Source organism: Streptococcus macacae NCTC 11558, assembly GCF_000187995.2.
In the GTDB taxonomy this organism is placed as follows: domain Bacteria; phylum Bacillota; class Bacilli; order Lactobacillales; family Streptococcaceae; genus Streptococcus; species Streptococcus macacae.
In genome coordinates, this window is sequence record NZ_AEUW02000001.1 from 249,081 (window position 1) to 274,942 (window position 25,862).

Here is a 25,862-nt window from a genome sequence, read left to right on the forward strand (position 1 = left end):
TCAAAAGCTCCCCCGGACCTTTTGAGCTACCTGCGGCTCGTCGCGACGCGAGGAGGTGAAATCAATATTATTTCACCAACGAGCTAGTAAGGTCTTTAGCCAGCTTCATAGAGCTTGGCGTAGAAAATCTAGCATTAGCGGATTTTCTTAAGACGTTGCCTAGTCTAGATTGATTTTCTTTGAGTATAAACATTAATAGAAGAGGCTGAATGTAATTCATCTCAGTCTCTTTTTATAGCTCCATAAAACCACTGCTCGTAACACGACAAACGCATGAAGAAAATCATCTATTGAAAATGATTTGAAAATATCAAAAGAGCTATTTTATACAATTTTAAATGTAAACTGACGGTAGTTTTGTCAGAAATTCACTTTTTCAAACCTCAAATTAGACTATGAAATTTATGTTTACTGTGAATAATAGCCTAATTTTTCACTGTTTCAGAATCTAATTCATGCATTTCTAAAATATTCTGAAAAATTTTTCTTCATGCGTTTGTCCTGTGCTCGTAATGATTCTCTTGACAATTCTTACCTAAAATGATAAGTTTAGTTTGTAATGAACTAAAGGAACTAATGATGGAAGAAACAAAATTAAGAGAGATTGAAAAAATCACCAATATCTTCATGCAGCTGGATTATGCACGTACACCTTCCAGTATTTTGGCTTTTTTAATGCTGGAAGAAGAAGACAGTGTTACTTTTAACAAGATTATTGATCAGCTTGGTCTATCAAAAGCTAGCACCAGCACAGGTCTTCGTTTTCTGGAGGACAAAGGGATAATTAGCTATCACAGTCGCTTGAATTCACGAGAACGTTTTATTCACCTTAATCCTATGGGGATTGTAACTTGGTTAACTTCTAGGATGTCTGTCATTGAAGAAATGAAGAATCTGTTTACTGAACTAGCTGATTATCATGCCTCTGCTTATGGAGAGCAATTCAGAACACTTGCTCACCTCTATGATAAGATAGCTGCTGCTGTTGACCAAGTTTTAGATGATTTTGATAAAGGAGGAGTCTAGGATTTTCTTTTACTATTTTAGTTCAATTAGTTCGGAACAAAAACAAAAAAGGGAGGTCTTCACTAATGAAAGAAAATGATGCTATTTTGAAACGGCAAGATTATAAAATTAAGTTTAATAATAAAGATATGGATTTTTGTTTTAATTGGATGTTGGGAATTGGTCAAATTATCGGAATGAGTGCAGGTGAACTGTTTTATATCGCCAGCGGTATTCGGAATGGTAATCCTGCCGATTGGCGGAAACGCTTCAAGGATCATGCTGATTATTTGGAAAATGAAGCAGAAGAAGCTAAAAAGAACGGTTACCGAAACTTGGTATCTCATTTGTATTTTTCGGCCTGTTATTCCATCCGTGCAGCTCTTCAGTTTACAGATCCTAGTGTGCCGGAATTTATGGAAAATTTCTGAAAAATGGAAAAACTGTTTATGCTAGCTGTGGACAACAGCAAGATTCCGCTTTATGATGTTGCCCAAGTCTTTCGGGTTTCATTTTCAGCTGTACTAAAAACTCCTAAAACGGTTCTTAAATGGGGCAGCAAGCTGGTAACAAGTGTGAACAAGGTTGCAGCAGTCAATTTAAAAAAATATGCTTGGCAATTTGGTCAAGCTGATTTTACGAGCTCTGTCAGTGAAGTTTTGAAACAAGCTCAAACAGTAGACTATCACAAAATAAGCATTCCCAGTCTCTTTCTAGTAGGTGCAGGAGACAGTCCAGAACTCCTGCGACAGACAGAAGTGATAGCTGAAAATTTTCGTAAACGTGGTGTGCCTATCACTGTCAGAAAATTTGAATCCGCCAGCGGTTCAGATGCGCATTGTCAGGTTAATCATTTTCGTCTTATGAACTATGTCGTTTTTGAGTGGCTGAATCATGTTTTTAAGAAAGAGTATAAGGCAGACTAGGCTAGGAATGCTAGTTATAAACTAAATAACTATACTTGTAATGATGCCTTGTTAAAGCTAAATCAGAAAAAAAGAAGTCCTGATGGGCTTTTTTTGACAGACCAAATCAGTAACAATGGAATCACTACTATCAAAGAATCTGCTTCTGTCTTATTGCCTTTTTTGCTATAATAGGGGTTTGAAAGGAGAAAGCCTATGTGGCGTATTTTAAAAAGCTACCCATTTTCACGATCCGGTCTGCAGCAACGCTATCAGCAGGCAAAACAGTTGCTTTTATGGGAAAAGGCAGGCTGGAGCAGAGAAGAGCTCAAGCAAATAGCTCAAAGAGATTTACGGCCATTGGACTTTAGCATAGGCTCGCCGGTTTTTAATCTGCTGTGGCAGCGTGCTTATAAGCTCAAAGACCCTCAGCAGCTGCTTACCATTGTTTTAGATATGTCTGCTATGCCCCAAGAATTATCTGGACATCTAGAAGAAAACCAAAAGTTAGTTCAAGGCTTTTCAGATGATTTGGCACCAGACAGCGCTTTTTGGCATGAGCTGGCTGTCTTAGTCCAGCAAGTTTTCCCGCAGGATAGAATGAGTCAGAAAGATCTTTTGGCCAAAAGAGTTCATCAATTCCGCTATATTATTTCCAGTCAGCAAGCACAATATATTCGTAAACACTATAGAAAAGAAGGTATGGCAGATGATCAAGCCTTAGCCCTGTTTTTAAAAACAAAAAAGGGCAAAGTCTGCTACCGTAAAACTTATGATTACAGCTTATTTGAGTCTGCTAGGCTGCACAATAAGGCAGCCTTGATTGATGGTAAAATGACTTATCCTGATCAAGACTATTGTTTTAATTTTAAGATTCTTTTGCATTTTCACACTGAGTTTATCCTTGATAATAAGGGCCGCTTTTTGAATGAAACTGATGCTGAAGTTTTTCATTTAAACGGTGTCATTAATGGGGCCAGTTTCAATTATGCTAATCAAGGCGATAAACGCCATTGGGAGCTGGATGTGGATCCTGCAGCCTGCCATGATCCTGTTTTCAGAAACAAGGCAGTCTCTAATGACCAGCAAAAGTTTATTTCGCCCAAGTGGATTAAACGAAAAAATCAGGCGAAATCGGATAAAGAATGGCAGGAGAGCTATTTTAATAAAAAGGGACTTTATGCTTATCAAGGCAAGAGCAGTTTTAAGCAGGTTAAGTCTTTAGCACGGCGGTTTAAAAGAGAGATACGCAAAAGTAAAAGTCAGTAATCATTTTGCTGTTCATTTGACTTTTATAACTTAATTCCCAAATCTTCCCTAAAATTTGATAAAATAGGATAGAGAAGAATAGGTAAGGAGATAGCAAGTGGCAAAGAAGATTCGTTTGGTAGCAACAGATATGGACGGCACTTTTTTAAATGAAGCTGGTGCCTTTAACCACAAGCGCTTGGCTCGTTTATTAAAGCAGTTTGAAGACAATAATATTATTCTTGCTGCTGCTAGCGGCCGCGCGCTCTTAGCTTTAGATAAACTATTTGCGGGTTTCACTGATAAAATAGCGATTATTGCTGAAAATGGCGCTTTTATTCAATATAAAGGTGAAACTTTATTTGAACAGCATATGCCCAAAGAGCAATATCTTCAGCTAATTGATAAGATTTTGGAAAATCCTTATAACCGCGGAAAGGAATTATTATTATCTGGTAAAAAAGCTGCTTATATTTTAAAAGACAGCCCGCAGTCTTATATAGATCATATGAGGCTTTATTATGAAAATGTCCAAGTTGTCGAAGATTTTGAAAATCTAGAGGATACTATTTTCAAAATAACGACAAATTTTGCTCCCCAAGATGTCCGCAATGGTGAGAACTGGCTAAATGAACAATTGCCCCATATGCAGGCTGTAACAACTGGTTTTGCCTCTATTGATGTTATTCAGCGCGGATCAAATAAAGGTTTTGGGCTTGATCATCTTTGTCAGAAATTAGTTATTCCTTCCCATCAGACATTAGCTTTTGGCGACAATCTAAATGATTGGGAGATGCTGCGTTTTGCAGGCCATGCTGTTGCCCCAGAAAATGCACGATCAGAAATTCAAAAAATAGCTGATGAAGTAATTGGGCATCATAATGAAGAATCTGTCATGTCTTATATGGAAGGGCTGGTAAATGGCTAAAATTAAATTATTGGCTTTAGATTTGGATGGGACACTTTTTAATCAGAAAAAAGAAATCAGCCTGGAAAATAAAGCAGCTTTAAAGGCCGCGCGTGCCAAGGATGTCAAAGTGGTGCTGACAACAGGACGGCCAATCAAAGCAATGGAATATTTACTTAAAGAGTTAGATTTAATTTCTGATGATAATTATATTATTACTTTTAATGGTGGTTTGGTTCAAAAGACAAACGGAGATATCTTGGATAAAAGTGAGCTTAGCTATCAACAAGTCGAAAACATTCAGGCAGAGATGGAAAAACTAGCTCTTCCTGTAGATATTCTCAGCGATGGTATAGTTTACAGCATTTCGAATCAGGATCACCATTCACGGTATCACTTAGCTAACCCGACACTTTCCTTCAAAAAAATTGCAGGTTTGGATCATCTGCCGCGAGATATCATCTATAATAAAGTTGTCATTGTTTATGAGGCCGCTTTTTTGGACCAGCAAATCTTGAAAATTCCAGCTTATTTTTACGATAGGTTTGAGGTTTTTAAATCGCGTGATATTATTTTAGAAATTATGCCAAAAGGTGTACATAAAGCGGTTGGTCTTGACTTGCTCGTCAAACATCTAGGGATTGATGCCAGTGAGGTCATGGCTATGGGAGATGAAGAAAATGACCTAACAATGCTGAGATGGGCAGGTTTAGGTGTCGCTATGGCAAATGGGACTGCCGCAGCTAAACAGGCAGCAGATGCTGTGACTGCCCGCACGAATGAGCAATCAGGAGTTGCTGAGGCTATTGAAAAATATATTTTAAAAGAGGATAAAAATGGGATTATTTGATCGATTATTTGGAAAGAAAAAACAAAAAGAATCTGCACAAACACAATTAAATCAAGAAAACAAAGAAGATTTAAATAGAGAAAACCATGCTTCATTAACGGATTCTACTGAGAAAACAGAGCATAGCAAAGAAAAAGCAAAGCATACAGCAGACAGTGCTGATACGGTGAAGGAGACTCAAGATTCTTTTTCAGAGACAGAAGCAAGTTCGGCTAAGCAGGAATTGACAGAAGAAGGCTCATCTCTTAAAAAGGAAGAACAGTCCCAGGTATCAATCGAAAAAGACTCAGCAGCTATTTCAGATGAGACAGATCCAATAGGAGCAGTTGCTAACAAAGCTGCCCCTCAAGAAAGCAATGAACACGAGAAAGAGCATAACTCCTCTGATGCTTTTATGCAAGACTATTATGTGAGAAAAGCAGAATTAGCTCAGCAGGCTCAGTCAGAAAACAGCGAGAAACTCTCTGATGATAGGAATATGCTTGATGAGAATCAAGGATCGTCTCAATTAACAGAAACTAAAGAAGAGACTGTAGCAGAAGCTGCAGCTTTAAGTTCTGATAACGCTCAAAAATCAGAATCAGAAGAAGAAAAATACAATCGCAGCTTAAAGAAAACACGTTCAGGATTCGGTGCAAGGCTTAATGCTTTTTTAGCGAATTTTCGTAATGTAGATGAAGCGTTTTTCGAAGAACTAGAAGAAATGCTGATCCTTTCTGATGTTGGTGTACAGGTAGCTTCAACCTTAACAGAAGATCTGCGCTATGAAGCTAAGCTGGAAAAAGCTAAAAAGCCAGAAGCACTGCGCCGTGTTATCATTGAAAAGCTTGTTGATATTTATGAAAAAGACGGACAGTTTAATGAAAAAATTAACATGCAAAATGATGTCACCGTTATGCTTTTTGTCGGGGTAAATGGAGTCGGGAAAACAACTTCTATCGGAAAATTAGCTTATAAATATAAGCAGCAAGGCAAGAAAGTCATGCTCGTTGCCGCTGATACTTTCCGAGCTGGAGCAGTAGCCCAGTTATTAGAGTGGGGGCAGCGCGTGGGTGTTCCTGTTATTAAAGGTCCTGAAAAAGCTGATCCAGCTAGTGTTGTCTATGATGGTGTTGAAAAGGCAGCTGCAGAAGGAATTGATATCCTTATGATTGATACAGCTGGCCGCTTGCAAAATAAAGACAATCTAATGGCAGAGCTTGAAAAGATCGGCCGGATTGTTAAGCGTGTTATTCCAGATGCGCCGCATGAAACACTGTTGGCTCTTGATGCCTCAACAGGGCAAAATGCTCTCATTCAGGCTAAAGAATTTTCTAAAATAACACCTTTAACAGGAATCGTTTTGACAAAGATTGATGGTACAGCAAAAGGCGGAGTCGTTCTGGCTATTCGTCAGGAATTGGATATTCCGGTGAAATTTATTGGTTTTGGAGAAAAGATAGATGATATTGGTGAATTTAATTCCGAAGATTTCATGAAAGGACTTTTGGAAGGCTTGATCTAACGGTAAAGAGCGGCTGTGTCTTGTATTCTAGATCATTCTCTCATCAGTATTTGACATAAATGATAAGTAAATAAACTCTTGCAAACCTATTTAGCTAGTGTTTGCAAGAGTTTTTGTTTTTTAGCATAAGAAAAGTCTAAAGAAAACTTTATTTGTGATTTCTCTTTAAACCAAGAAGTTTATTATTTTTTTGTTATTGTTTCTTGTAAGCTAGCAAAGAGTAATTTGAAACATAGGAAAATGAAAATGACCAAAATGAATAAAACACTAAAAATGATTTTAACGCCGCTGGCCATATTAGGAGCGAGCTGAAGAACGACTGAGGACAGTGCTGTTCCTAAGGCACCAGCAAATTGCTGCATCATTTGAAAGATAGCCGTAGCATCCGCAGTTTTATCCTTAGGAAGCTGGGAAATGGCTACTGCCATAGTATTGTTAAAGGACATATTGCGTCCGAAAGTAAAAATGATATAAACCAAAGCCATCAGAGTCACTGATAAGGATTGATAGAAAAAAGCAAGTAAAATTAAACTGATCGCAAATAAACTATTTCCTAAATAAAGAGAAAGTTTTGGCCCTTTTAAGTCATATAGTTTTCCAAAAAAAGGAGCTAAAAGCCCACCCAAAAGGGTACCTGGCAGCAGTACAAAGCCTGCCAAAGTTGTTGAAACGTGATTAACCTGTACAAGGAAGTTGGGAATCACAAAATTAGAAGATAGGTTAATAAACTGATAGATGAAAAAAGGAATTAATCCTAAAAGAACAGGAGCTTGTTTTAAGATGCGAATATCTAAGAACGGCTGCTCTGATTTTAAAGTTCTAAAGATAAAAAGACTTAAGGCCGCCAGAAAAACAACTAAAGCAAAGAAATTGACAGAGCCTGATTCAAGACTAGAGATAACCAGCAGGAAAAAAGACAGGGCAAGAGCAAGCAATAAAAAGGCTAGCAGGTCAAAAGGTCTTTTCTTATTTTTAGGTGTGTTTTCCAAAGCAAAATAACTGATGACAAGGGCAATCACTGGAATAGGCAAGGTCAGTATAAAAATCCACTGCCAAGAAAAATGAGCGATCATAAAGCCGCCATAGGTCGGTCCAAAAGCAGGGGCTAGACTCATAATAAGCCCTCCTATCCCCATGTAGGTCCCTATATGGCTTATAGGGATACGCTCAATGATCAGGTTGAACATCAAAGGCATAGCGATACCGGTACTAAAACCCTGAAGAGCTCGTCCTATAATCATCAAACTAAAATTTTTACTGACAATACAAGTGATGGTTCCTAATAGAAAAAGTAAAACAGAAGTTATGAATTGCTGGCGCTCTTTCACATTTTGCTGTAAAGTAGCACTCAATGTCATAGCGATAGCTACTGCCAACAAATAAATGGTCGTAATCCATTGAAGACTGCTTAAAGGTAAATGAAAAACGCTCATCAATTTTGTAAAAGTAACATTCATACTGGTTTCAGACAAGATACCTGAAAATCCGACTAAAGCTGCTGCAATGATAGATAATTGTGTTTTTCGAGAGACATAATCTGTAGATTGTGAACTGTCCATAGAAACTCCTACTCTTATTTTTATTTCATTGTAACACAAAAAAATAGAGGCACCAAGTTTATTTGAAAATAAGCTTGGTGCCAACCCTGATAGGTATCAGCTCTCTATTGATTTAAAAAACACGGTAAACATAAGGATTTTTAGGCTTTGCGGTTGCTGAACTTTTATCAATGTGAAGGACAGGCAAAGTTTGTTTTAATTCCTGATTGTATTCAACAGAAATTTTGCCGCTTACCTTAACCCAGTCATTGTTATGATAATGCGCTGATCCCCCCTTGGTCAGGAGACCGTAGACTCCCGAATCAGCTATACAGTGGATAATTCCAAAGCGGAAGAGAAACTGACTGTTTTTATTTTTAGGGTCATTATAGACAAAACCGACATACTCAATTTCACGGTTTTTAAATTCTTCTGGAAAAAGATAGATGATTTCCATTACCTCCATATAGTTTTGTGTTGTAATGGTTAATTTGCCTTTGCCCCGGTAGCGTTTTAAGCTGGATTGCATTTCCTTGTTATAAGCTGATTTCGTGAAATAAAGACTGGTATCGGGCTTTAGGTATTGGACACGCGTCCCATCTGAGCTAGTTCCTGAATTAGCTGATCCTGCAGCTAGAGGAAAATGGTAGCCTTTAGCTGAAACGGTTGTTGAATCAAGGGAAACAGTTGGTACCAAAAGCCCTACGAAAACAGGAAGAACAAGAATCACAGGACTGAGAAATTTTGCCAGTCGGCTAGAGAGATGAGAAGGGACTTTTAGCTGTTTCATCCAAACAATTAACTGGACAATTGCTAAAATGAAGGACAGTGCCATTGATATGTAAGCTAAATAAGAATAATGATTATTGATATAATGATCAAGTTTTCCTGATAGCTGCAAATACATCCCTAATTCAAAATAGCCGGCTAAAATAAGAAATCGAATCATCCCATCACCCCCACAAGTAAGCAATATGCAATGATAATCAGACTAGAGGTTGTAACAAATTGCCAAATAAATTTAAAGGTAAAGGCATTGCGCATCATCATTAAATTTTTAATATCAACCATAGGGCCAATTAACAAAAAAGCCATAACTGGAGCTAAGCCAAAGCTTGCTAAAAGAGAGGAGCCAATAAAAGCGTCTGCTTCACTGCAAAGGGATAAAATAAATGCCAGCAGCATCATAATGAGAATAGCTGTAAATGGATTATGGCCAATACTTGTTAGGACTCGAGTGGGAATATAAATCTGCATGCAGGCCGCTACCAAACTGCCAAAAACAAGGTAGCGCCCTGTATCAAACAACTCATCCACCGCATGAACCAAGGCATAAAAGACTTTCTGATAAGCTTTCTTATCAGAGTAACTGTGAAAATGAGCAGGTTTAGCTGTTTTTTTGATAATGTCTTCATTGACGATAAAACCAAGTAAAATGCCCAAAGACAGAGCTACAATGATAGCTCCTACTAGTCGCAAGATAACAAAACGCCAAGAATTCCCAAAGGCCGAGTAAGTAGCAAAAAGAACGATAGGATTAATAATCGGAGCTGTTGCCAGAAAAGGAATGGCTGTATAGCTAGGGACTTTTTTCTCCAAGAAACGGTTGACAATAGGGATGATGCCACATTCACAAGAAGGGAAAATAAAACCTATAAAAGTGCCAAAAAGGATACGCGGGAACTTTTTTTTCGGTAGATATTTATTTACAATATCAGGGGTTAGATAAACTTCAATAAAACCAGATAAAATAGCACCTAACAGTATAAAGGGCAAAGCTTCAATAATAATCGAAAGAAAAATTGCTAAACACTGCAAGACGCTATTGGGTAAACTATTAAAAATTGCCATGAAATGTATTTCTATGCTTTCTTGTTTTCTTTTTCTTGTTTTTCTTTTTTAGAATTAGAATCTGGAGATGGTGCTTTATCTAAATTAGGTAATGTCGCAAAATTTTCCATCATTTTTTCTAATTCATCATTTTTATTAAATCTAATGGCCATAAAAGTTACTTCACCTTTCTCATTTAATATTCTTATTATACTACCAATTAAAAAAATATAACAGTTAAAAACTTTCTTTTTCAGCTGAGCTTATCAGTTGAAATTATTACTAATTAGTGTTAATTTATGATTTATCACTTTATCTAAAGGAGAAATATATGGTTATTGAATTAGGTATTTCAACATTTGGTGAAACAACACCGCTTGAAAAAAAGGGATATGCTCTCTCACATGCAGAACGGATTCGTAACATGGTAGCAGAAATAGAGTTAGCTGACCAAGTTGGACTGGATATTTATGCGATTGGTGAGCATCACAGAGAAGATTTTGCTGTCTCTGCTCCTGAAATTGTCCTTGCAGCTGGGGCTGTCAAAACACGGCAGATTCGTCTCTCCAGTGCAGTGACTATCCTTTCCTCCATTGACCCTATCCGTGTTTATCAGCAGTATGCCAGCATTGATGCACTGTCTCAGGGAAGGGCAGAAATTATGGCAGGACGAGGTTCTTTTGTCGAATCTTTCCCGCTTTTTGGTTATGATCTAGCAGATTATGAAGAACTGTTTGAAGAAAAACTAGCCATGTTATTAAAAATTAAAGAGAAAGAATACCTCAGCTGGCAAGGAAAACATACTCAAACTGTCCTTGAGCGTCCTGTCTATCCGCGGGCAGTTCAAAAAGATTTTCCGATTTGGGTGGCGACTGGCGGAAATTTAGACTCTACTGTAAAAATTGCTGAAAAAGGTCTGCCTATTACTTATGCTGCTATTGGAGGAAATCCTAAATCTTTTGCAGGGCTTGTTTCGATTTACAAAAAAATAGGGCAAAGAAGCGGCTATTCACTTGAACAGCTTAAAGTTGCGGCCCATTCCTGGGGCTGGCTGTCAGAGGATCATGAACAAGCTATTAAGGATTATTATTATCCTACCAAGATAATAACAGATCATATCGGGCGCGATCGTCCCCACTGGCAAGAGATGACCTATGATTCTTATCTGGAGGCGGTTGGTCCTGAAGGTGCTATTTTTGCAGGAGATCCAGATCATGTGGCTGAAAAAATAATTAACCTTGTAAAGGAACTTCAACTAAACCGCTTTATGCTTCATTTACCAGTTGGTTCTATGCCGCATGAGGAAACACTCAAGGCTATTAAGCTTTACGGAGAAAAAGTAGCTCCTAAAGTCAGAGCGTATTTTCAGTAAAGTTTCTTATCTCTTGTCATTAGCAGTCTGACAGACATAAAAGAACCTTTTTCTATCACGATTGTTTCATTTAGTGTTTGAGAGACATATCATGAGAAAAGAAGAATATAAAGACATAAGTTTGATTAAAATTTAGTTTTAATTATGCTATAATACTTTTTATGGAAATGATTGAAAGAATTGCTCAAGAATTGAGCCTAAAAGAAAAGCAAATTAAAAAAGTTTTAGAATTAACTTCAGAAGGAAATACGATACCCTTTATTGCCCGTTATCGCAAGGAAATGACAGACAATTTAAATGAAGTTGATATCAAGGCTATTATTGATCTAAATAAGAGTTTAACGGCTTTAAGTCAAAGAAAAGAAGCAGTTTTAGCTAAAATTGAAGGACAGGGGAAATTAACACCAGATCTGCAGAAGGCCATTGAAGCAGCAGCTAAGCTGGCCGATGTTGAAGAGCTTTATTTACCTTATAAAGAAAAACGCCGTACAAAAGCAACTATTGCGCGTGAAAATGGCCTTTTTCCGCTGGCACGCCTTATTTTACAAAATGTTTCAGATTTGCTAGATCAAGCTGCAAGCTTTGTTAATGAACTTTTTGACAGTCCTGAAAAAGCTTTAGCTGGTGCAGTAGATATTTTGGTTGAAGCTTTGGCAGATGATGCTAAGCTGCGTTCCTGGACATATAATGAAATTTGGGCCAATAGCTCTATTGCATCAGAGGTGAAAGATCCAAGTCTTGATGAGAAAAAGATTTTTCAAATCTACTATGATTTTTCTGAAAAAGTATCAAAAATTCAGGATTATCGTGTGTTAGCTCTTAATCGCGGAGAAAAATTAGGGATTCTTAAAGTTCAATTTGATCATAATCTCGATAAAATGCTTCGTTTTTTTGAGGCACGTTTTAAAGATAAGAATAGCTATATTGAGCAGACTGTTCAGGCTGCCCTTAAAAAGAAAATTTTACCATCTATGGAGCGCCGAATTCGGACAGAACTAACCGAGTCGGCAGAAGACGGTGCCATTCAGCTTTTTTCTGATAATTTAAAAAGTTTGTTAATGATTCCGCCTTTAAAAGGTAAAATGGTACTTGGTTTTGATCCCGCTTTTCGTACAGGTGCTAAATTAGCTGTTGTTGATCAGACCGGAAAATTAATTCACACTCAGGTTATTTATCCTGTGCCTCCAGCTAGCTCAGATCGAATCAAAAAGGCCAAGGATAGTTTAGGTAAACTTATCAAAGAGTATGCTATTGAAATTATAGCTATTGGAAATGGCACGGCCAGCCGTGAAAGCGAGGCTTTTGTAGCAGAAGTACTTAAAGAGTTTCCAAAAGTATCTTATGTTATTGTCAATGAGAGCGGAGCCTCTGTTTATTCGGCTTCTGAGTTAGCACGTCAGGAATTTCCGGATTTAACGGTTGAAAAACGTTCAGCTATCTCTATTGCCAGACGCCTTCAAGACCCTTTAGCAGAATTGGTTAAAATTGATCCTAAATCAATCGGTGTTGGTCAGTATCAGCATGATGTCAGCCAGAAAAAATTAGCAGATAAGCTTGATTTTGTTGTCGAAACGGTTGTTAATCAAGTAGGTGTTAATGTTAATACTGCCAGTCCAGCCCTTTTGGCACATGTGTCAGGACTGAATAAGACAATTTCTGAAAATATTGTAAAGTACCGAGAAGATAATGGTCTTTTAAAATCCCGCAAAGATATCCAAAATGTCCCTCGTTTAGGAGCCAAAGCGTTTGAACAGGCAGCTGGTTTTTTGCGTATCCCAAATGCAGAAAACATTTTAGATAATACCGGTGTCCATCCAGAATCTTACCAAGCTGTGGAAAAACTTTTTAAATTGCTGGAAATTAAGAACTTAGACACCGATGCCCAAACAAAACTGCGCTTACTAAATATTAATGAAACAGCTGATCAGATAGGGCTTGGTCAGGAAACGCTAAAAGATATTGTGACTGATTTGTTGAAACCAGGCCGTGATTTACGTGATGATTTTGCAGCTCCTAAGCTTCGTCAAGATGTTCTTGAGCTATCAGATTTAAAAATTAGCCAGCAGCTAGAAGGTACAGTTCGAAATGTTGTTGATTTTGGAGCCTTTGTTGATATAGGGCTCCATGAAGATGGCCTGATTCATATTTCACAGATGAGCAAAAGTTTTGTAAAGCATCCCAGTCAGCTGGTATCAGTTGGTGATGTTGTTACTGTCTGGGTTTCAAAAATTGATACAGAGCGCGAAAAAGTTAATCTGTCTTTGGTACCCTTAAATGAACTTAATACAATACGTTAAAAAAGTTTCTAGGGAAGACTTTGGTTTGCTCTTTCAGCACGAAGCCGTTTGGAACACACGCCTGCGTACGACAGGAGGCCGTTTTTTTCCCAAAGATGGACATTTAGAGTTTAATGTCAAACTATATGAAAATATTGAGTTGAAAACATTTCGGCAAATCGTACGCCATGAACTTTGCCATTATCATCTGTATTTTGCAGGAAAGGGTTACCGTCATAAAGATAGGGATTTTAAAGAGCTTTTGAAGCAGGTAGACGGTCTTCGTTATGCTCCTTCTATAAGGGAAAAACAGTTTTATCATTATTATCAGTGTCAGTCCTGCGGTCAGCTTTATCAAAGAAAGAAACGTCTAAACACCCAGAAATTTGTTTGCGGTAAATGCCGAGGAAAATTGAGGGAACAAAATCAAAATCAGTCGTAAGACTGATTTTATTTTGGAGAGGATATTTTATACTGATAAAGTAGGAGAGCTTAACAACCATTTTTATGGCAGCTGAAGAAGGGAAGCAGTTTTTATGTCAAAAGCAACGTTTTATAAGTTGAGGAAAAAGAGTATGGCTAGCGGTGTTATCGCTGGTTTAGCTGATAAATACGATTGGGAATTACCAATAGCCAGAGTTTTAGCAGCTCTTTTCATGTATATTTTTCCAGGAGGAATAGTTCTTTATATTATTTTAGCTGTCTGCTTACCCTATAAGGAAGATTTAGACAGAGAAGATTACCAAGCACATTACCATTCCCAAGGAAGCCGTAAGCGTAAAGATGCTGAAATTATCAGCGATGAAGAAGATAACTGGTTTTGACAATTCTAAGTTTTCCCATTTTTTATAATATAATCTTCTTATGAACAGGAAAGAAGGTTATTTTTTAATAATAAAAACTGACAGAGGTCAAGACTAAGAAGAGGTCATGGCCTCTTTATTTTTGTAACACTTCTTTAAGCTATTAACTTGCAAGCGAGACTCATTTTATCTAGCTATAAAACAGTTTTCATTTGCCTTTCTGAAGCAAAGTAACATGTTAAATTGATGTTTTACTTTACTTCTTTTGCCACTTTTTATGGCAACTTACTTTTTCTCTTTTGATTTTATGATATAATAGGGTGCTAAGGAGGTAGTATGGCAGTTACAGTACAAATGTTGGTTGACAAGGTTAAATTGGACGTTGTCTATGGTTCAGAAGAACTTTTACAAAAAGAAATTGTAACCTCTGATATTTCCCGTCCTGGCCTTGAGATGACTGGCTATTTTGATTATTATTCTCCAGAGCGCATTCAATTGTTAGGGATGAAGGAGTGGTCTTATCTCACTCAGATGACTTCTCATAATCGTTATTCTGTCTTAAAAGAAATGTTTCGCAGAGAAACGCCAGCCGTCATTGTTGCCAGAGATCTGACTATTCCAGAGGAAATGCTGAGAGCTGCTAAAGAGGAAGACATAGCTGTATTACAGAGTCATGTTCCTACTAGCCGGCTTTCAGGGGAGATGTCCTGGTATCTAGATTCCTGTTTAGCTGAGAGAACCAGTGTACATGGCGTTCTTATGGATATTTACGGAATGGGAGTACTTATCCAAGGGGATTCTGGCATTGGAAAAAGTGAAACTGGCCTTGAATTGGTAAAACGCGGCCACCGTCTTGTAGCAGATGATCGTGTTGATGTCTTTGCTAAAGATGAAGAGACGCTGTGGGGAGAGCCAGCCGAAATTTTACGTCATTTTTTAGAGATTCGCGGTGTTGGGATCATTGATGTTATGAGCCTCTATGGAGCTAGTGCTGTTAAAGACTCTTCACAGGTTCAGCTGTCCATTTATCTTGAAAATTTTGAAAAAGATAAGATTTTTGATCGTTTGGGAAATGGCAATGAAGATATTGAGCTCTCAGGAGTCAGGATTCCTCGTATTCGTATACCTGTGAAAACGGGTCGAAATGTTTCTGTAGTTATTGAAGCTGCAGCGATGAATTATCGTGCAAAACAAATGGGCTATGATGCGACAAAAACATTTGAAAATCGCTTAACAGATCTGATTGATCAAAATGAGGTGAACAATGATTAATCCAATTGCTGTAAAATTGGGCCCTTTGTCCATTCATTGGTATGCTATCTGTATTGTGTCAGGGCTTTTATTAGCTGTTTATTTGACAAGAAAAGAAGCTCCTAGAAAAAAGATCAAATCAGATGACATTTTGGATTTTATTCTGTTAGCTTTTCCCATAGCCATTATCGGTGCAAGACTTTATTATGTTGTTTTTAATTGGGATTATTATGGCAAAAATCCAAGTGAAATTCTCATCACCTGGCACGGGGGAATTGCTATTTATGGTGGTCTGATTGCAGGGACTATAGTTTTATTTATCTTTTCCTATTATCGGATGATTAAACCAATTGATTTTTTGGATATAGCTGTTCCAGGCGTCATGATAGCCCAGTCTATTGGCCGCTGGGGAAACTTTTTCAATCAAGAAGCGTATGGTAAAGCTGTCAGCCAGCTCAATTATTTGCCTGACTTTATCAGAAAGCAAATGTTTACTGACGGACATTATCGAACACCAACCTTTCTATATGAATCCTTGTGGAGTTTACTAGGCTTTATCCTTATTATAGCCTTGCGGCATAGGCCTAAATTATTTAAAGAAGGAGAGATCACTTTTTTTTACTTGATTTGGTATGGCTGTGGCCGTTTTGTCATTGAAGGAATGCGGACAGACAGTCTTATGCTGATGGGACTGCGTGTTTCACAGTGGCTGTCAGCTTTATTGGTTATTTTTGGTATTGCTATGGTGTTTATGAGGCGCCGTAATAAGGAATTGGCTTATTATTAGTCAATACATTATCATTATAATATATAGATTTAGGAGAAAATTATGTGGGAAATTGCTTTATTGATTTTTGCGATAGCATTTGCAGTCTTAACGATTTTTGTTATTTTACTGATTAGAAAAATGACAGAGACAGTCGATGAGACACGCCAGACCATTAAAATACTAACAAGCGATGTAAATGTCACACTTTTTCAAACCAATGAACTTTTAGCTAAAACAAATGTTTTAGTTGAAGATATTAATGGAAAAGTGGAGACCATTGATCCTCTTTTTACTGCTATTGCTGATTTATCAGAAAGTGTTTCTGATTTAAATCAACAAGCGCGTTATTTTGGACAAAAAGCAAGTAACTTTAGTGCTAATGCTGGCAAAGCAGGAGCAGCTTTTACTTTTGCTAAGGTCGCTTCAAAGCTATTTCGTAGAAAAGGAGAATAATTATGGGATTTTTAAAAACAGTTATTATCGGAGCAGCTTCCGGCGCAGCTGCAGCTTATTTCTTATCTACTGAGGAAGGGAAACGATTCCAAGAAAAGGTAGAAAAAACGATAAAAGGATACAAGGAAAGTCCTGAGGAATACCACCAATACTTTGCTCAAAAAGCATCAGAATACAAAGATGCTGCGGCTGATACTTTAAATACTTACAAAGAGAAATTTGAATCAGGTGAGTTAGGTAAGGAAGACGTTATTTCAGCGGTTAAAGAAAAAGCTAATCAGGCAGGAGATGTAGCTAATCAGGCTTTTTCAGGAGTTAAGGATCGCTTTACTCAGGCAAGAAGCCATTCTAAAAATGAAGGATCAAAAAAATTACTCATTTCAGATGAACAAGTATCATCTGATGATATTGTTATTGAGTATGAGCCTAAGGATAGTAAAGGAGCTTGGGATAAAAAATAGTCCCAAGCTCTTTATGGTTATAGCAGTATTGTTTTTTAAGTGTATTATACAACTAAAAAAGCTTCCTTTTCGGAAGATTTTTTATTGTTTGGCTTTAAAGTGTTTAAAAGCAGATTTAACAGCAGCTGTGACTCCCCAGCTGATTAATAGAGCAGAAGGAAAGGCAAAAAGAGGAGGGAACTTAGCGACCAACAGAATGAAGCAGGTCAGGATAGTCACAATACAAAAGAAAGCTAGCCTAGCGAAAAAGATAAGCTCACGCAGTTTTGTCCTGCTATCATCAAAATCTTGAAATTCTTGATACTTAGGCGTGTAGTCCTCTTGAAAATCATAATATTCATGATTTTCCGGCTGCCTATTCAGATTAGCTGGCATATCTTCCTCCTTTAAATATTCCATAACATATTATCATAAATCAAAGTATTTGTCATCTATTTTTTGAAAAAAAGTAGATTTTTATCTTAAATTTGATACAATGTTAAATATGAAAAAAATTAAGATAACAGCAACAGCTGAATCGATTGAACAAGTCAAAGCATTAGTAGCGGCAGGGATAGACAGGATATATGTCGGTGAAAAAGATTATGCTTTGCGTTTGCCGCATACGTTTACTTATGATGATTTAAGAGAGATTGCTCAAATAGTCCATGAGGCAGGAAAAGAATTAACAGTAGCTGCGAATGCTCTGATGCATCAGGAAATGATGGATAATATAAAGCCTTTTTTGGAGTTAATGAAGGAGATTAAAGTAGATTACCTCGTCGTTGGCGATGCGGGTGTTTTTTATGTCAATAAACGTGATGGTTATCATTTTAAGCTGATTTATGATACGTCTGTTTTTGTGACCTCTAGCCGCCAGATTAATTTTTGGGGGCAGCATGGTGCAGTTGAAGCTGTCTTAGCAAGGGAAATCCCTTCTGAGGAATTGTTTGCAATGTCTGAAAATTTAGAGATTCCTGCAGAGATATTAGTCTATGGGGCATCAGTGATCCATCATTCAAAGCGTCCTTTGCTGCAAAATTATTATAATTTTACACATATTGATGATGAGAAAACAAGGGAACGCGGTTTATTTTTGGCAGAACCTGATGATCCAGCATCTCATTATTCTATTTATGAAGATCAGCACGGGACTCATATTTTTATGAATAATGACATTGATTTAATGACTAAACTGTCAGACTTAGTTGAACATAATTACTTTAACTGGAAGCTAGATGGTATTTACTGTCCTGGACAGCATTTTGTTGAAATTGCTAAAGCCTTTGTCACAGCCAGAGATTTAATTCAGGCTGATAAGTTCAGTCAAGCGCAAGCTTTTCTTTTAGATGAGGAAATTCGTAAATGGCATCCCCAAAACCGCGGTTTGGATACTGGATTTTATGACTTTGATCCCAATCTTGTTAAATAATAGTGAGTAAATCAATAAAAAGGATATTAAATGACACAACAAATAAAGAAAAAAAGACCAGAGGTGCTGTCGCCTGCTGGGACATTAGAAAAATTAAAAGTTGCAGTTGATTATGGTGCAGATGCTGTTTTTATAGGAGGGCAGGCCTATGGTTTACGCAGCCGAGCAGGCAATTTCTCAATGGAAGAAATGGCTGAAGGTATCTCTTATGCCCACGATCATGGAGTAAAAGTCTATGTAGCTGCTAATATGGTAACCCACGAAGGTAATGAAATTGGAGCTGGTCAGTGGTTTCGACAATTACGTGACTTAGGCCTTGATGCTGTAATTGTGTCAGATCCAGCCCTTATTACAATTTGCGTAACAGATGCTCCTGGTTTAGAGATTCACTTATCAACGCAGGCCTCATCTACAAATTATGAGACTTTTGAATTTTGGAAAGAACTCGGCTTGACACGAGTTGTTTTAGCGCGTGAAGTATCAATGGCTGAATTAGCTGAAATACGTAAGCGTACCAGTGTTGAAATTGAAGCTTTTGTCCATGGTGCTATGTGCATTTCCTACTCTGGCCGCTGTGTTCTTTCTAATCATATGAGCCACCGTGATGCCAATCGAGGCGGCTGTTCTCAGTCCTGCCGCTGGAAATATGATTTATATGATCTGCCCTTTGGTCAAGAACGCCGTTCACTTAAGGGTGAAATACCAGAAGAATTTTCTATGTCAGCTGTCGATATGTGCATGATCGAAAACATACCGGATATGATCGAAAATGGTGTTGACAGTCTTAAAATTGAAGGACGTATGAAGTCTATTCATTATGTTTCAACAGTGACTAATTGTTATAAGGCTGCTGTTGACGCTTATTTGGAGAGTCCGGCAAAGTTTGAAGCTATGAAAGAGGATTTGATTGATGAACTATGGAAAGTTGCTCAGCGTGAATTAGCAACTGGTTTCTATTATCATAGACCGACTGAAAATGAACAATTATTTGGAGCCCGTCGGAAAATACCGCAATATCAGTTTGTTGGTGAGGTTATAGATTTTGATGAGACTGCCATGCGGGCGACTATCCGTCAACGCAATGTTATTAATGAAGGTGATTCTGTTGAATTTTATGGTCCAGGCTTTCGACATTTCAAAGCCTTTATTAAAGATTTACATAATGCTGATGGGCAAAAAATTGAACGTGCCCCAAAACCAATGGAACTATTGACTATTACTGTGCCTCAAAAAGTTAAAGCAGGTGATATGATTCGTGCCTGCAAAGAAGGTTTAGTCAATCTTTACAAAGAAGATGGCAGCAGTGTGACTGTTAGGGCATAAGATTGTTAAGAATTTAAAAACAAAGGATTATTTTTATCCTTTGTTTTTAAATTCTATTTCGTTCTTAGTTTTTGGGAATCTTGAACCGTTTTTGGAACAATAGTAAGTCGCTTAATATCTGAAATTTTAATAATAGCTGACATGTTTTTTTGAAAATTTTTTAAAATAAGTTTATTGTCTTCCTGATCATATTTGACAATATCACCAGTGAAACTTTTATCCAAATAAATAACATGTACAGCTTTGTGATCTTTTTGTGCTTGTGTAATGGTCTGTAGAAATTGGTTTCTTTTTAGAATAATATCATCAGGAGTTTTCTTGGTTGGATCAATAAATTCCCTAATATTTTCTAAAATAATTTTTAGGAATTTTTTCATAGCATTTTCTTTCCAAAATTGTTAGAATGATTATACCGCATTTTAAATTAAAATGAAATAGTTAAATAAAAATGATATGGCGGTTTGCTTATTGTTAGAGTTTAAAATGAATATCTTTTGCGAATAGATAAAAGTAGGAGGTAGCTATGGCTGAATTTACATTTGAAATTGAAGAAAACCTATTGGTATTGTCAGAAAATGAAAAGGGCTGGACAAAGGAACTGAACCGTGTTAGTTTCAATGGTGCACCGGCAAAGTTTGATATCCGTTCATGGAGTCCAGACCATACCAAAATGGGTAAAGGAATTACATTGACTAATGAAGAGTTTGATGTTCTAGTCAATGAATTAAAAAAATGAGCCTTATTTGATAAGGCTCTTTTTTAATACCATAGACAGATTTTAAAAACTTTGATGTTTAAAAGATTATATTAATAATTAATTGCAGGTTTAAAATCGTCAATAAGCTAGCAATGGCATAAGCAAGGTAGGTATTCCATTTAGCATTAACAAATTCTCCCATGATTTTCTTTTGTGAAGTGAAGTAAACCAAGGGGAAAATAGAAAAGGGAAGAGCAATAGAGAGAAAAACTTGTGAATAAACGATGAGTTCATCTAAAATTTTTTCTCTGCTTCCATAAAGGATAGCAGCAATCAAAACTGGCAGCAGGGCCAATAAGCGAGTCACTAAGCGAATAAGCCACTGAGGCATCTTGAGATGCAAGAAACCTTCCATGACAATTTGTCCTGTTAAGGTTCCTGTAATAGTTGAGTTTTGTCCGCTTGCTAAAAGGGCAATGGCAAAAAGAGTAGAGAGGAAGGAGCTAGCGACTGCGCCGGCAATATTGTTGTTAGCTAAAGCATTATACATTTGGGAAAAGGCGCTGATTTGACTAGCATGCCCGTAAAAAAGAGCTGCCCCTAAAATTAAAAGCAAAGAATTAACAACAAAAGCTAAACTAAGTTGGATATTGGAATCCCAAGTCATAAATTTTACAGCCTGTGCAACAGAGGCTTTTTGCTTATAATCTACCTGACGAGTTTGTGAGATTGAGGAATGCAGATATAAATTATGAGGCATAACAGTTGCTCCAATAATACCAAGTGCTAAAGTTAATCTGCTGTCAGTAGCAGCTTGCCTTGAGTCAAAAATAGAAAGATTAGGAGCATATCCTTTGAAAATACCAGAAAGGCTTGGGTGCGAAATAATCACTAAATAAAGAAAAATAATTAAAATAGTTAAAATAAGGGTCGAAACAATCGCTTCAATTTTCCTAAAGCCAAGTTTCATAATAGAAAGAAGTAAAAAAACATCTAAAATAGTGATGAAAATCGAAAACAGCAAAGGCCAGCCAAATAAAAGATGTAAAGCAATTCCAGAGCCAATGACTTCTGCCAAGTCTGTCGCCATCAATGCTAATTCAATAACAGCAAATAAAAGATAGCGTAGCCCTTTAGGAAGGTGAGCAGCCGTTGCTTGCGCCAAATCCAGGCGAGTAACGATGCCTAGTTTTCCAGCCATCTGCTGCAGCTGCATAGCAATTAGCGAAGAAATTAAAACAACGGATAACAAGAGGTATTTATAACTAGCTCCGCCAACGACACTGGTAATCCAGTTTCCAGGGTCCATATAACCGACAGCAACAAGAGCTCCTGGTCCTAAAAAAGCTTTTAAGGTAGCTAGAAAAGGGGCATTTTGAGGAACTTCCACACTTTGATTAACTTCACTTAGAGATCGTTTTTTAAACGTTTTTTTTGAAGAAGAGTGCATGGTACTTTGAAACTCTCTTTTCTAAATTTTTGATTATAGTATAACATAAAAAAATTAAATATGCTTAATTTTTTTAAAAAGGATACCTACTTATTTAAAATAATAAATTTGTCAATGCCAGCAATTTCGCTCTTGCTATTAACCTAACCTTAATATTTCTAACAATGCCGTTGTTTTTATATTACAAAGTCTGACTGGCATAGTATTTCATTTAATAAAGTGTTAAACTTAATAAAAATAACTAAAAGAAGGAATTTTTTATGAAGTTTGAAAAGAAGGAACATTATCGTTTACGTAAATTGAAATTTGGTTTGACTTCAGTAACCATTGCAGCTTCCTTATTTGGTATAACAACAATTGCTAAAGCTAACGATAAAGCTGCAGCTGAGCAAGCTAGCACAACAGTGACTCAGGTGCAAGAAGCTAGCAAGCAGACATGGTCAACGCAAGCAAAAACAAATGAGACGGTTAGCCAGAATGCTCAAACAACAACTCTAGCTAACGAATTAAGTACAGCGGCTAATACTCCTTCAACAAGTACTGTTAACGATGCAGCTAAAACCAAGCAGCAGTACGCTGTGACAGAAGCATCGTCAAACAGTCAGCAAACGACAACAGCGACGACAGCAGCAAGCACTTCTGATCAAAAGAGACCGCAAACTAAAGGTAAGTCTCAAAGCCAGCCTAGCACTGCTAGACAGACTGTTTCTGAAAATGATAGCTCACACTTGACCAATACTTTTGTAGATGATGGGCAAGGTAATTGGTATTATTTAGGTTCTGACGGTAAAAATGTTACAGGCAGTCAAATCATTGATGGCAAAACGATGTATTTTGGACAAGACGGAAAACAAGTCAAAGGCGGCTTTGCTAAAGATACAGATGGAAATAATCATTATTATGATCAAAATGATGGCAGTATGTGGACTGATCGATTTGTTAATGTCCAAGGGAACTGGTACTATCTTAATCATAATGGTACCCCCGTTACGGGGAAAGTGAGCCTTAACGGACAGAATCTCTATTTTAATCCAGATGGCAGTCAGGTTAAGGGGCAGTTTATTCAAGAAAACGGAGTTTCTTACTATTATGATGAGAACTCTGGCGATTTATTAAAAAATACAAAACGTATTATTAATGGAGCTGTTTATCAATTTGATGATAATGGCAGAGTAACAACCAATGATAAAGTAGAAGTTGTTAAATCCAGTATTGTTGTTGACAGTTATGAATTCGGACCTGCTGTTTCAAAGATTGTCCTTCAACTTAATCATAAAGTAACTACAGATGTTATCCACACAGCAGCAACTGTAACAACTGCAGGTGTTCAAAGAAAAATACTAAATTCCTATGTTTCTGATGCGGCTGGCCATGTTGTTTATTTTGATAATAGTCCTTATGTGACTCTTGAATTGGACGTTCCTTACGATCCTAATGATAGCAGTAAAAATGCTTCTCCTTTTATTTTTGATGCACAATCTTTTCGCAATAAATGGGTTGACCATTACACTGTTAAGCTAGAGAATTTACAGGTAAAAACTGGTAATTCTAATAGCAGTCAAACAATTAGTTCAGAGCAAGATACTATTAATAACCGCTTACTGTTAACAACAAACCGTTTTTCAGAGCGAGGAAGTTATGGAAATTATCATTACGCTGCCTACCGGCCTGCAAATACTAATAGCAGTCAGAAGAGACCTCTCCTTATCTGGCTGCATGGTGTTGGAGAAGTAGGGACTGATGTTAATATCCCACTTCTTGCCAGCAATGTTGTGCGTCTGACAGAAGATCCTATTCAAAGTCATTTTACCTCGACAGGCAAAGGCGATCAAAAAGGAGCCTATGTTTTAGCTCTTCAATCACCAACGCCTTGGAATAAAGATCAGACAGCCGATCTGATGAAAGCTATTAATGCTTATGTAGAAAGCCATCCGGATATTGACAGTCATCGTATTTATCTGGCAGGTGTTTCTAATGGCGGTGGAATGACTTTAGATATGGGAGTTGCTTATCCGCATTATTTTGCTGCTCTGGTGCCAATTGCAGCCTCTTACAATAATCAGTTAACAGATAATAATAGTCAGATTACTGCCAATGCCTGGAAATCTTTAAAAAATCAACCCATGTGGCTAATCCATACACGTGCTGATCAAGCGATATCAGCTGATACAAGTGTTCTTCCATTTTATAAAAAAATGCTTGAAAATGGAGCGCAAAATAAATGGCTTTCTTACTATGAGACGAATGTGGGCAATCATTATTCTGGTGTTATCTATAATGGTCATTGGTCTTGGATTTATTTCTTAAATGACCAAGTAAAGGGTGTCCAAAATAGTGATAATGCTAAAAGCTGGCCGGGTCTTACAGGTATGGTTGCAACTAATTCAACATATGGCGGAGATGCAAAGGCTAATGTTAATGGGGAAATCTATAATAATATTTTTGATTGGTTAAATAGGCAGCAAAGAGGATAAATAAAATAATCGTTCTTTAATAATCAGATCTTTTTTACTATAGCATCTCAAAAACATTTAAAAGAGAAACAAAGGCTGACATTCCTAAATTTTTGCGCTGCTTATAATGTCTCTGCAAAGTTTGGAAAATAGATTAGAGGGTAAAAGAGAACCAAGCTGACAAGCTTGGCCAAAAAGCCTTGCTAGAGGTGTTTTAGAGAGAAATGCTACAAAGAGTAGCTGTCTTTTTGGGAAATGTCATGCCTGCTTTCTTTCTCTTTTCAATGCTTTATCTTAAACTGTGAACAGACGAATCGTTTTAGAACGATAATTTATTTTAGAAGGCGGCTAATGACAGATGGCATTTGGCAAAACATTACGAACTTATCGAAAACAATTAGGCTTATCACAAGAAAAAATGGCTGAAAAACTTCATGTCTCTCGACAAGCTATTACAAAATGGGAAACAGGCGGGGGTATGCCGGATATTGCTAATTTGAAGGCTATTGCTGACTTATGTCAGGTTTCCGTAGATGATCTGCTTTCCTCAAGAGAAGCAGGCAGCCCTCAAAAGGACTTTCTTTATGATAGCTGGACAGAATATGATCTGGACGCTCAGAAGCATTTTGATCTAAAGCTAGGAGGTCTTCATCATCTTGTTCTGCAATCTAGCGACAGTGAAAAAATTAAAGTGCGCTTAGCCAGCAATTCTATTAAGGATTTGGCCAAGGGTCTCAAAGTTAAAATCGATGAGACGAAAGGCAAGATGGATGTGGGCTTAAAAAAATTAGCAGGGCTGACAGAGACAATGGCCAAAGAAGGACTCGTTGTTTTTGTGGATCTGCCTCAGCATTATCTTTTAGATGTTGAACTTTCTGTGAATTGCGAGAAGGTGGACTTAATCCAGATTTGCAGTGAGAACTTTGAGTTAGACGGTCGGGTATCAGAAGTAATCATTGATGGCGGTCAGGGGGAGAAGGAGCTCAATAGCAAGCTTGATATGGTGATAAAGGTCACTGATCATAAAGGAGACATTGCTGTTAACCAAGTTTTGGCAGCTTCCAAAATCTATCTGCCTGCAGCTTACGCCTTTAGAGCGCTTAAAAGAGGGCTGGGGACAAGTCTGACTTTTGAGGACAATGGGCATAAGACAGCTGATTTTTCTTCTCAAGACTCAGAGAATTCTATTGAGTTAAATGGTTTTCGAACTGAGCTGACTATTATCAGAAATAGTTAAAAGCAGTCATTAGCCAGAAACGGCGATAGAGATTGAGCGTAAGCCTACTCCGGAAATATTTTATAAATCTATGTTTCTCATAGCTGAGATATAAAAAGTACCTCCGTTGCCATCTAGTT

24 protein-coding genes and 2 pseudogenes are annotated in these 25,862 nt (G+C 37.3%); 19 read left to right on the forward strand and 7 right to left on the reverse strand.

What is annotated here, in order from left to right:
* The first annotated feature begins 576 nt into the window (after nucleotides 1–576).
* From STRMA_RS01290 to ftsY, 6 genes and pseudogenes are all read left to right on the forward strand, one after another.
* Entirely contained in the window at nucleotides 577–1,026 is a 450-nt protein-coding gene (locus STRMA_RS01290) for a helix-turn-helix domain-containing protein (protein WP_115277000.1), read from the forward strand.
* Nucleotides 1,027–1,091: 65 nt separating this feature from the next.
* Nucleotides 1,092–1,931: pseudogene (locus STRMA_RS01295) on the forward strand (hypothetical protein).
* A gap of 195 nt (nucleotides 1,932–2,126) precedes the next feature.
* A complete protein-coding gene (locus STRMA_RS01300) occupies nucleotides 2,127–3,179 on the forward strand; it encodes a DUF3114 domain-containing protein (RefSeq protein WP_003080633.1) in 1,053 nt (350 codons plus the stop codon).
* A gap of 97 nt (nucleotides 3,180–3,276) precedes the next feature.
* Nucleotides 3,277–4,086: a Cof-type HAD-IIB family hydrolase gene (locus STRMA_RS01305; RefSeq protein WP_003079412.1), complete on the forward strand. Its 810-nt coding sequence runs from the start codon at nucleotides 3,277–3,279 to the stop codon at nucleotides 4,084–4,086.
* Nucleotides 4,079–4,915 carry a Cof-type HAD-IIB family hydrolase gene (locus STRMA_RS01310; protein ID WP_003080636.1) on the forward strand — a complete coding sequence of 279 codons (837 nt, stop codon included), beginning with the start codon at nucleotides 4,079–4,081 and terminating at the stop codon, nucleotides 4,913–4,915. The genes STRMA_RS01305 and STRMA_RS01310 overlap by 8 nt, the downstream gene beginning before the upstream one ends.
* Nucleotides 4,916–5,486: 571 nt before the next feature.
* Nucleotides 5,487–6,419, forward strand: a pseudogene (gene ftsY / locus STRMA_RS10045) (signal recognition particle-docking protein FtsY); the annotation flags it as partial.
* Between the two features lie 182 nt (nucleotides 6,420–6,601).
* Here the strand turns inward: ftsY and STRMA_RS01320 are convergent.
* The 4 genes from STRMA_RS01320 to STRMA_RS09760 all read right to left on the reverse strand — a co-directional run bounded on the left by STRMA_RS01320 (nucleotide 6,602) and on the right by STRMA_RS09760 (nucleotide 9,960).
* A complete protein-coding gene (locus tag STRMA_RS01320; protein ID WP_003081271.1) occupies nucleotides 6,602–7,978 on the reverse strand; it encodes a DHA2 family efflux MFS transporter permease subunit in 1,377 nt (458 codons plus the stop codon).
* Between the two features lie 112 nt (nucleotides 7,979–8,090).
* Complete coding sequence (locus STRMA_RS01325) at nucleotides 8,091–8,906, reverse strand: TIGR03943 family putative permease subunit (RefSeq protein ID WP_003079919.1); 816 nt, start codon at nucleotides 8,904–8,906, stop codon at nucleotides 8,091–8,093.
* Nucleotides 8,903–9,808: a permease gene (locus tag STRMA_RS01330; RefSeq protein WP_003081847.1), complete on the reverse strand. Its 906-nt coding sequence runs from the start codon at nucleotides 9,806–9,808 to the stop codon at nucleotides 8,903–8,905. The genes STRMA_RS01325 and STRMA_RS01330 overlap by 4 nt, the downstream gene beginning before the upstream one ends.
* Nucleotides 9,809–9,819: 11 nt before the next feature.
* Nucleotides 9,820–9,960: an SPJ_0845 family protein gene (locus STRMA_RS09760; RefSeq protein WP_003080442.1), complete on the reverse strand. Its 141-nt coding sequence runs from the start codon at nucleotides 9,958–9,960 to the stop codon at nucleotides 9,820–9,822.
* A 158-nt stretch (nucleotides 9,961–10,118) separates the two neighbouring features.
* On the opposite strand from STRMA_RS09760, the gene STRMA_RS01335 reads away from it, so the two are divergent.
* The 8 genes from STRMA_RS01335 (at nucleotide 10,119) to STRMA_RS01370 (ending at nucleotide 17,172) form a co-directional block, all read left to right on the forward strand.
* The gene (locus STRMA_RS01335) at nucleotides 10,119–11,159 is read left to right on the forward strand and encodes an LLM class flavin-dependent oxidoreductase (RefSeq protein ID WP_003078697.1); all 1,041 of its coding nucleotides are present in this window, start codon (nucleotides 10,119–10,121) and stop codon (nucleotides 11,157–11,159) included.
* 161 nt (nucleotides 11,160–11,320) lie between these two features.
* Nucleotides 11,321–13,456 carry a Tex family protein gene (locus tag STRMA_RS01340; RefSeq protein WP_003080472.1) on the forward strand — a complete coding sequence of 712 codons (2,136 nt, stop codon included), beginning with the start codon at nucleotides 11,321–11,323 and terminating at the stop codon, nucleotides 13,454–13,456.
* Nucleotides 13,434–13,877, forward strand: coding sequence for a SprT family protein (locus tag STRMA_RS01345; protein ID WP_003080694.1), 444 nt, complete (start codon nucleotides 13,434–13,436; stop codon nucleotides 13,875–13,877). The genes STRMA_RS01340 and STRMA_RS01345 overlap by 23 nt, the downstream gene beginning before the upstream one ends.
* A 94-nt stretch (nucleotides 13,878–13,971) precedes the next feature.
* Nucleotides 13,972–14,259, forward strand: a complete 288-nt coding sequence (locus STRMA_RS01350) for a PspC domain-containing protein (RefSeq protein WP_040841444.1) — start codon at nucleotides 13,972–13,974, stop codon at nucleotides 14,257–14,259.
* A gap of 315 nt (nucleotides 14,260–14,574) precedes the next feature.
* A complete protein-coding gene (gene hprK, locus STRMA_RS01355; protein ID WP_003079116.1) occupies nucleotides 14,575–15,510 on the forward strand; it encodes an HPr(Ser) kinase/phosphatase in 936 nt (311 codons plus the stop codon).
* The gene (gene lgt / locus STRMA_RS01360; protein WP_003079887.1) at nucleotides 15,503–16,276 is read left to right on the forward strand and encodes a prolipoprotein diacylglyceryl transferase; all 774 of its coding nucleotides are present in this window, start codon (nucleotides 15,503–15,505) and stop codon (nucleotides 16,274–16,276) included. Before hprK ends, lgt begins: the two co-directional genes overlap by 8 nt.
* 42 nt (nucleotides 16,277–16,318) lie before the next feature.
* Complete coding sequence (locus tag STRMA_RS01365) at nucleotides 16,319–16,711, forward strand: DUF948 domain-containing protein (RefSeq protein WP_003078626.1); 393 nt, start codon at nucleotides 16,319–16,321, stop codon at nucleotides 16,709–16,711.
* A 2-nt stretch (nucleotides 16,712–16,713) separates the two neighbouring features.
* The gene (locus STRMA_RS01370) at nucleotides 16,714–17,172 is read left to right on the forward strand and encodes a YtxH domain-containing protein (RefSeq protein WP_003081575.1); all 459 of its coding nucleotides are present in this window, start codon (nucleotides 16,714–16,716) and stop codon (nucleotides 17,170–17,172) included.
* Between the two features lie 81 nt (nucleotides 17,173–17,253).
* Here STRMA_RS01370 and STRMA_RS01375 read toward each other — a convergent pair whose 3' ends face one another.
* Nucleotides 17,254–17,547 (reverse strand): DUF3270 domain-containing protein, encoded by a 294-nt coding sequence (locus STRMA_RS01375; RefSeq protein WP_003080752.1) that lies wholly within the window; start codon nucleotides 17,545–17,547, stop codon nucleotides 17,254–17,256.
* 109 nt (nucleotides 17,548–17,656) lie between these two features.
* On the opposite strand from STRMA_RS01375, the gene STRMA_RS01380 reads away from it, so the two are divergent.
* Entirely contained in the window at nucleotides 17,657–18,583 is a 927-nt protein-coding gene (locus STRMA_RS01380) for a peptidase U32 family protein (protein ID WP_040841712.1), read from the forward strand.
* Nucleotides 18,584–18,613: 30 nt separating this feature from the next.
* The gene (locus tag STRMA_RS01385; RefSeq protein ID WP_003082356.1) at nucleotides 18,614–19,906 is read left to right on the forward strand and encodes a peptidase U32 family protein; all 1,293 of its coding nucleotides are present in this window, start codon (nucleotides 18,614–18,616) and stop codon (nucleotides 19,904–19,906) included.
* Between the two features lie 53 nt (nucleotides 19,907–19,959).
* Here STRMA_RS01385 and STRMA_RS01390 read toward each other — a convergent pair whose 3' ends face one another.
* Complete coding sequence (locus tag STRMA_RS01390) at nucleotides 19,960–20,283, reverse strand: hypothetical protein (protein WP_003080216.1); 324 nt, start codon at nucleotides 20,281–20,283, stop codon at nucleotides 19,960–19,962.
* Nucleotides 20,284–20,429: 146 nt separating this feature from the next.
* On the opposite strand from STRMA_RS01390, the gene STRMA_RS01395 reads away from it, so the two are divergent.
* Complete coding sequence (locus STRMA_RS01395) at nucleotides 20,430–20,642, forward strand: YdbC family protein (protein ID WP_003081185.1); 213 nt, start codon at nucleotides 20,430–20,432, stop codon at nucleotides 20,640–20,642.
* A 58-nt stretch (nucleotides 20,643–20,700) separates the two neighbouring features.
* Here STRMA_RS01395 and STRMA_RS01400 read toward each other — a convergent pair whose 3' ends face one another.
* A complete protein-coding gene (locus tag STRMA_RS01400; protein WP_003079214.1) occupies nucleotides 20,701–22,053 on the reverse strand; it encodes an Nramp family divalent metal transporter in 1,353 nt (450 codons plus the stop codon).
* A 260-nt stretch (nucleotides 22,054–22,313) separates the two neighbouring features.
* On the opposite strand from STRMA_RS01400, the gene STRMA_RS01405 reads away from it, so the two are divergent.
* Both STRMA_RS01405 and STRMA_RS01410 read left to right on the forward strand, forming a co-directional pair.
* Nucleotides 22,314–24,527 (forward strand): YSIRK-type signal peptide-containing protein, encoded by a 2,214-nt coding sequence (locus tag STRMA_RS01405; protein ID WP_003081030.1) that lies wholly within the window; start codon nucleotides 22,314–22,316, stop codon nucleotides 24,525–24,527.
* 337 nt (nucleotides 24,528–24,864) lie between these two features.
* Entirely contained in the window at nucleotides 24,865–25,743 is an 879-nt protein-coding gene (locus STRMA_RS01410; RefSeq protein WP_003079149.1) for a helix-turn-helix domain-containing protein, read from the forward strand.
* The last annotated feature ends 119 nt before the right edge of the window (nucleotides 25,744–25,862 follow it).

Coding starts and splice junctions, on each gene's coding strand:
- hprK (WP_003079116.1), top strand. CDS start 14,575: ATGGCAGTTACAGTACAAATGTTGGTTGACAAGGTTAAATTGGACGTT.
- STRMA_RS01330 (WP_003081847.1), bottom strand. CDS start 9,808: ATGGCAATTTTTAATAGTTTACCCAATAGCGTCTTGCAGTGTTTAGCA.
- STRMA_RS01380 (WP_040841712.1), top strand. CDS start 17,657: ATGAAAAAAATTAAGATAACAGCAACAGCTGAATCGATTGAACAAGTC.
- STRMA_RS01290 (WP_115277000.1), top strand. CDS start 577: ATGATGGAAGAAACAAAATTAAGAGAGATTGAAAAAATCACCAATATC.
- STRMA_RS01340 (WP_003080472.1), top strand. CDS start 11,321: ATGGAAATGATTGAAAGAATTGCTCAAGAATTGAGCCTAAAAGAAAAG.
- STRMA_RS01410 (WP_003079149.1), top strand. CDS start 24,865: ATGGCATTTGGCAAAACATTACGAACTTATCGAAAACAATTAGGCTTA.
- STRMA_RS01370 (WP_003081575.1), top strand. CDS start 16,714: ATGGGATTTTTAAAAACAGTTATTATCGGAGCAGCTTCCGGCGCAGCT.
- STRMA_RS01350 (WP_040841444.1), top strand. CDS start 13,972: ATGTCAAAAGCAACGTTTTATAAGTTGAGGAAAAAGAGTATGGCTAGC.
- STRMA_RS01335 (WP_003078697.1), top strand. CDS start 10,119: ATGGTTATTGAATTAGGTATTTCAACATTTGGTGAAACAACACCGCTT.
- STRMA_RS01310 (WP_003080636.1), top strand. CDS start 4,079: ATGGCTAAAATTAAATTATTGGCTTTAGATTTGGATGGGACACTTTTT.
- STRMA_RS01395 (WP_003081185.1), top strand. CDS start 20,430: ATGGCTGAATTTACATTTGAAATTGAAGAAAACCTATTGGTATTGTCA.
- STRMA_RS01345 (WP_003080694.1), top strand. CDS start 13,434: ATGAACTTAATACAATACGTTAAAAAAGTTTCTAGGGAAGACTTTGGT.
- STRMA_RS01375 (WP_003080752.1), bottom strand. CDS start 17,547: ATGCCAGCTAATCTGAATAGGCAGCCGGAAAATCATGAATATTATGAT.
- lgt (WP_003079887.1), top strand. CDS start 15,503: ATGATTAATCCAATTGCTGTAAAATTGGGCCCTTTGTCCATTCATTGG.
- STRMA_RS09760 (WP_003080442.1), bottom strand. CDS start 9,960: ATGGCCATTAGATTTAATAAAAATGATGAATTAGAAAAAATGATGGAA.
- STRMA_RS01320 (WP_003081271.1), bottom strand. CDS start 7,978: ATGGACAGTTCACAATCTACAGATTATGTCTCTCGAAAAACACAATTA.
- STRMA_RS01405 (WP_003081030.1), top strand. CDS start 22,314: ATGAAGTTTGAAAAGAAGGAACATTATCGTTTACGTAAATTGAAATTT.
- STRMA_RS01300 (WP_003080633.1), top strand. CDS start 2,127: ATGTGGCGTATTTTAAAAAGCTACCCATTTTCACGATCCGGTCTGCAG.
- STRMA_RS01365 (WP_003078626.1), top strand. CDS start 16,319: ATGTGGGAAATTGCTTTATTGATTTTTGCGATAGCATTTGCAGTCTTA.
- STRMA_RS01400 (WP_003079214.1), bottom strand. CDS start 22,053: ATGCACTCTTCTTCAAAAAAAACGTTTAAAAAACGATCTCTAAGTGAA.
- STRMA_RS01385 (WP_003082356.1), top strand. CDS start 18,614: ATGACACAACAAATAAAGAAAAAAAGACCAGAGGTGCTGTCGCCTGCT.
- STRMA_RS01390 (WP_003080216.1), bottom strand. CDS start 20,283: ATGAAAAAATTCCTAAAAATTATTTTAGAAAATATTAGGGAATTTATT.
- STRMA_RS01325 (WP_003079919.1), bottom strand. CDS start 8,906: ATGATTCGATTTCTTATTTTAGCCGGCTATTTTGAATTAGGGATGTAT.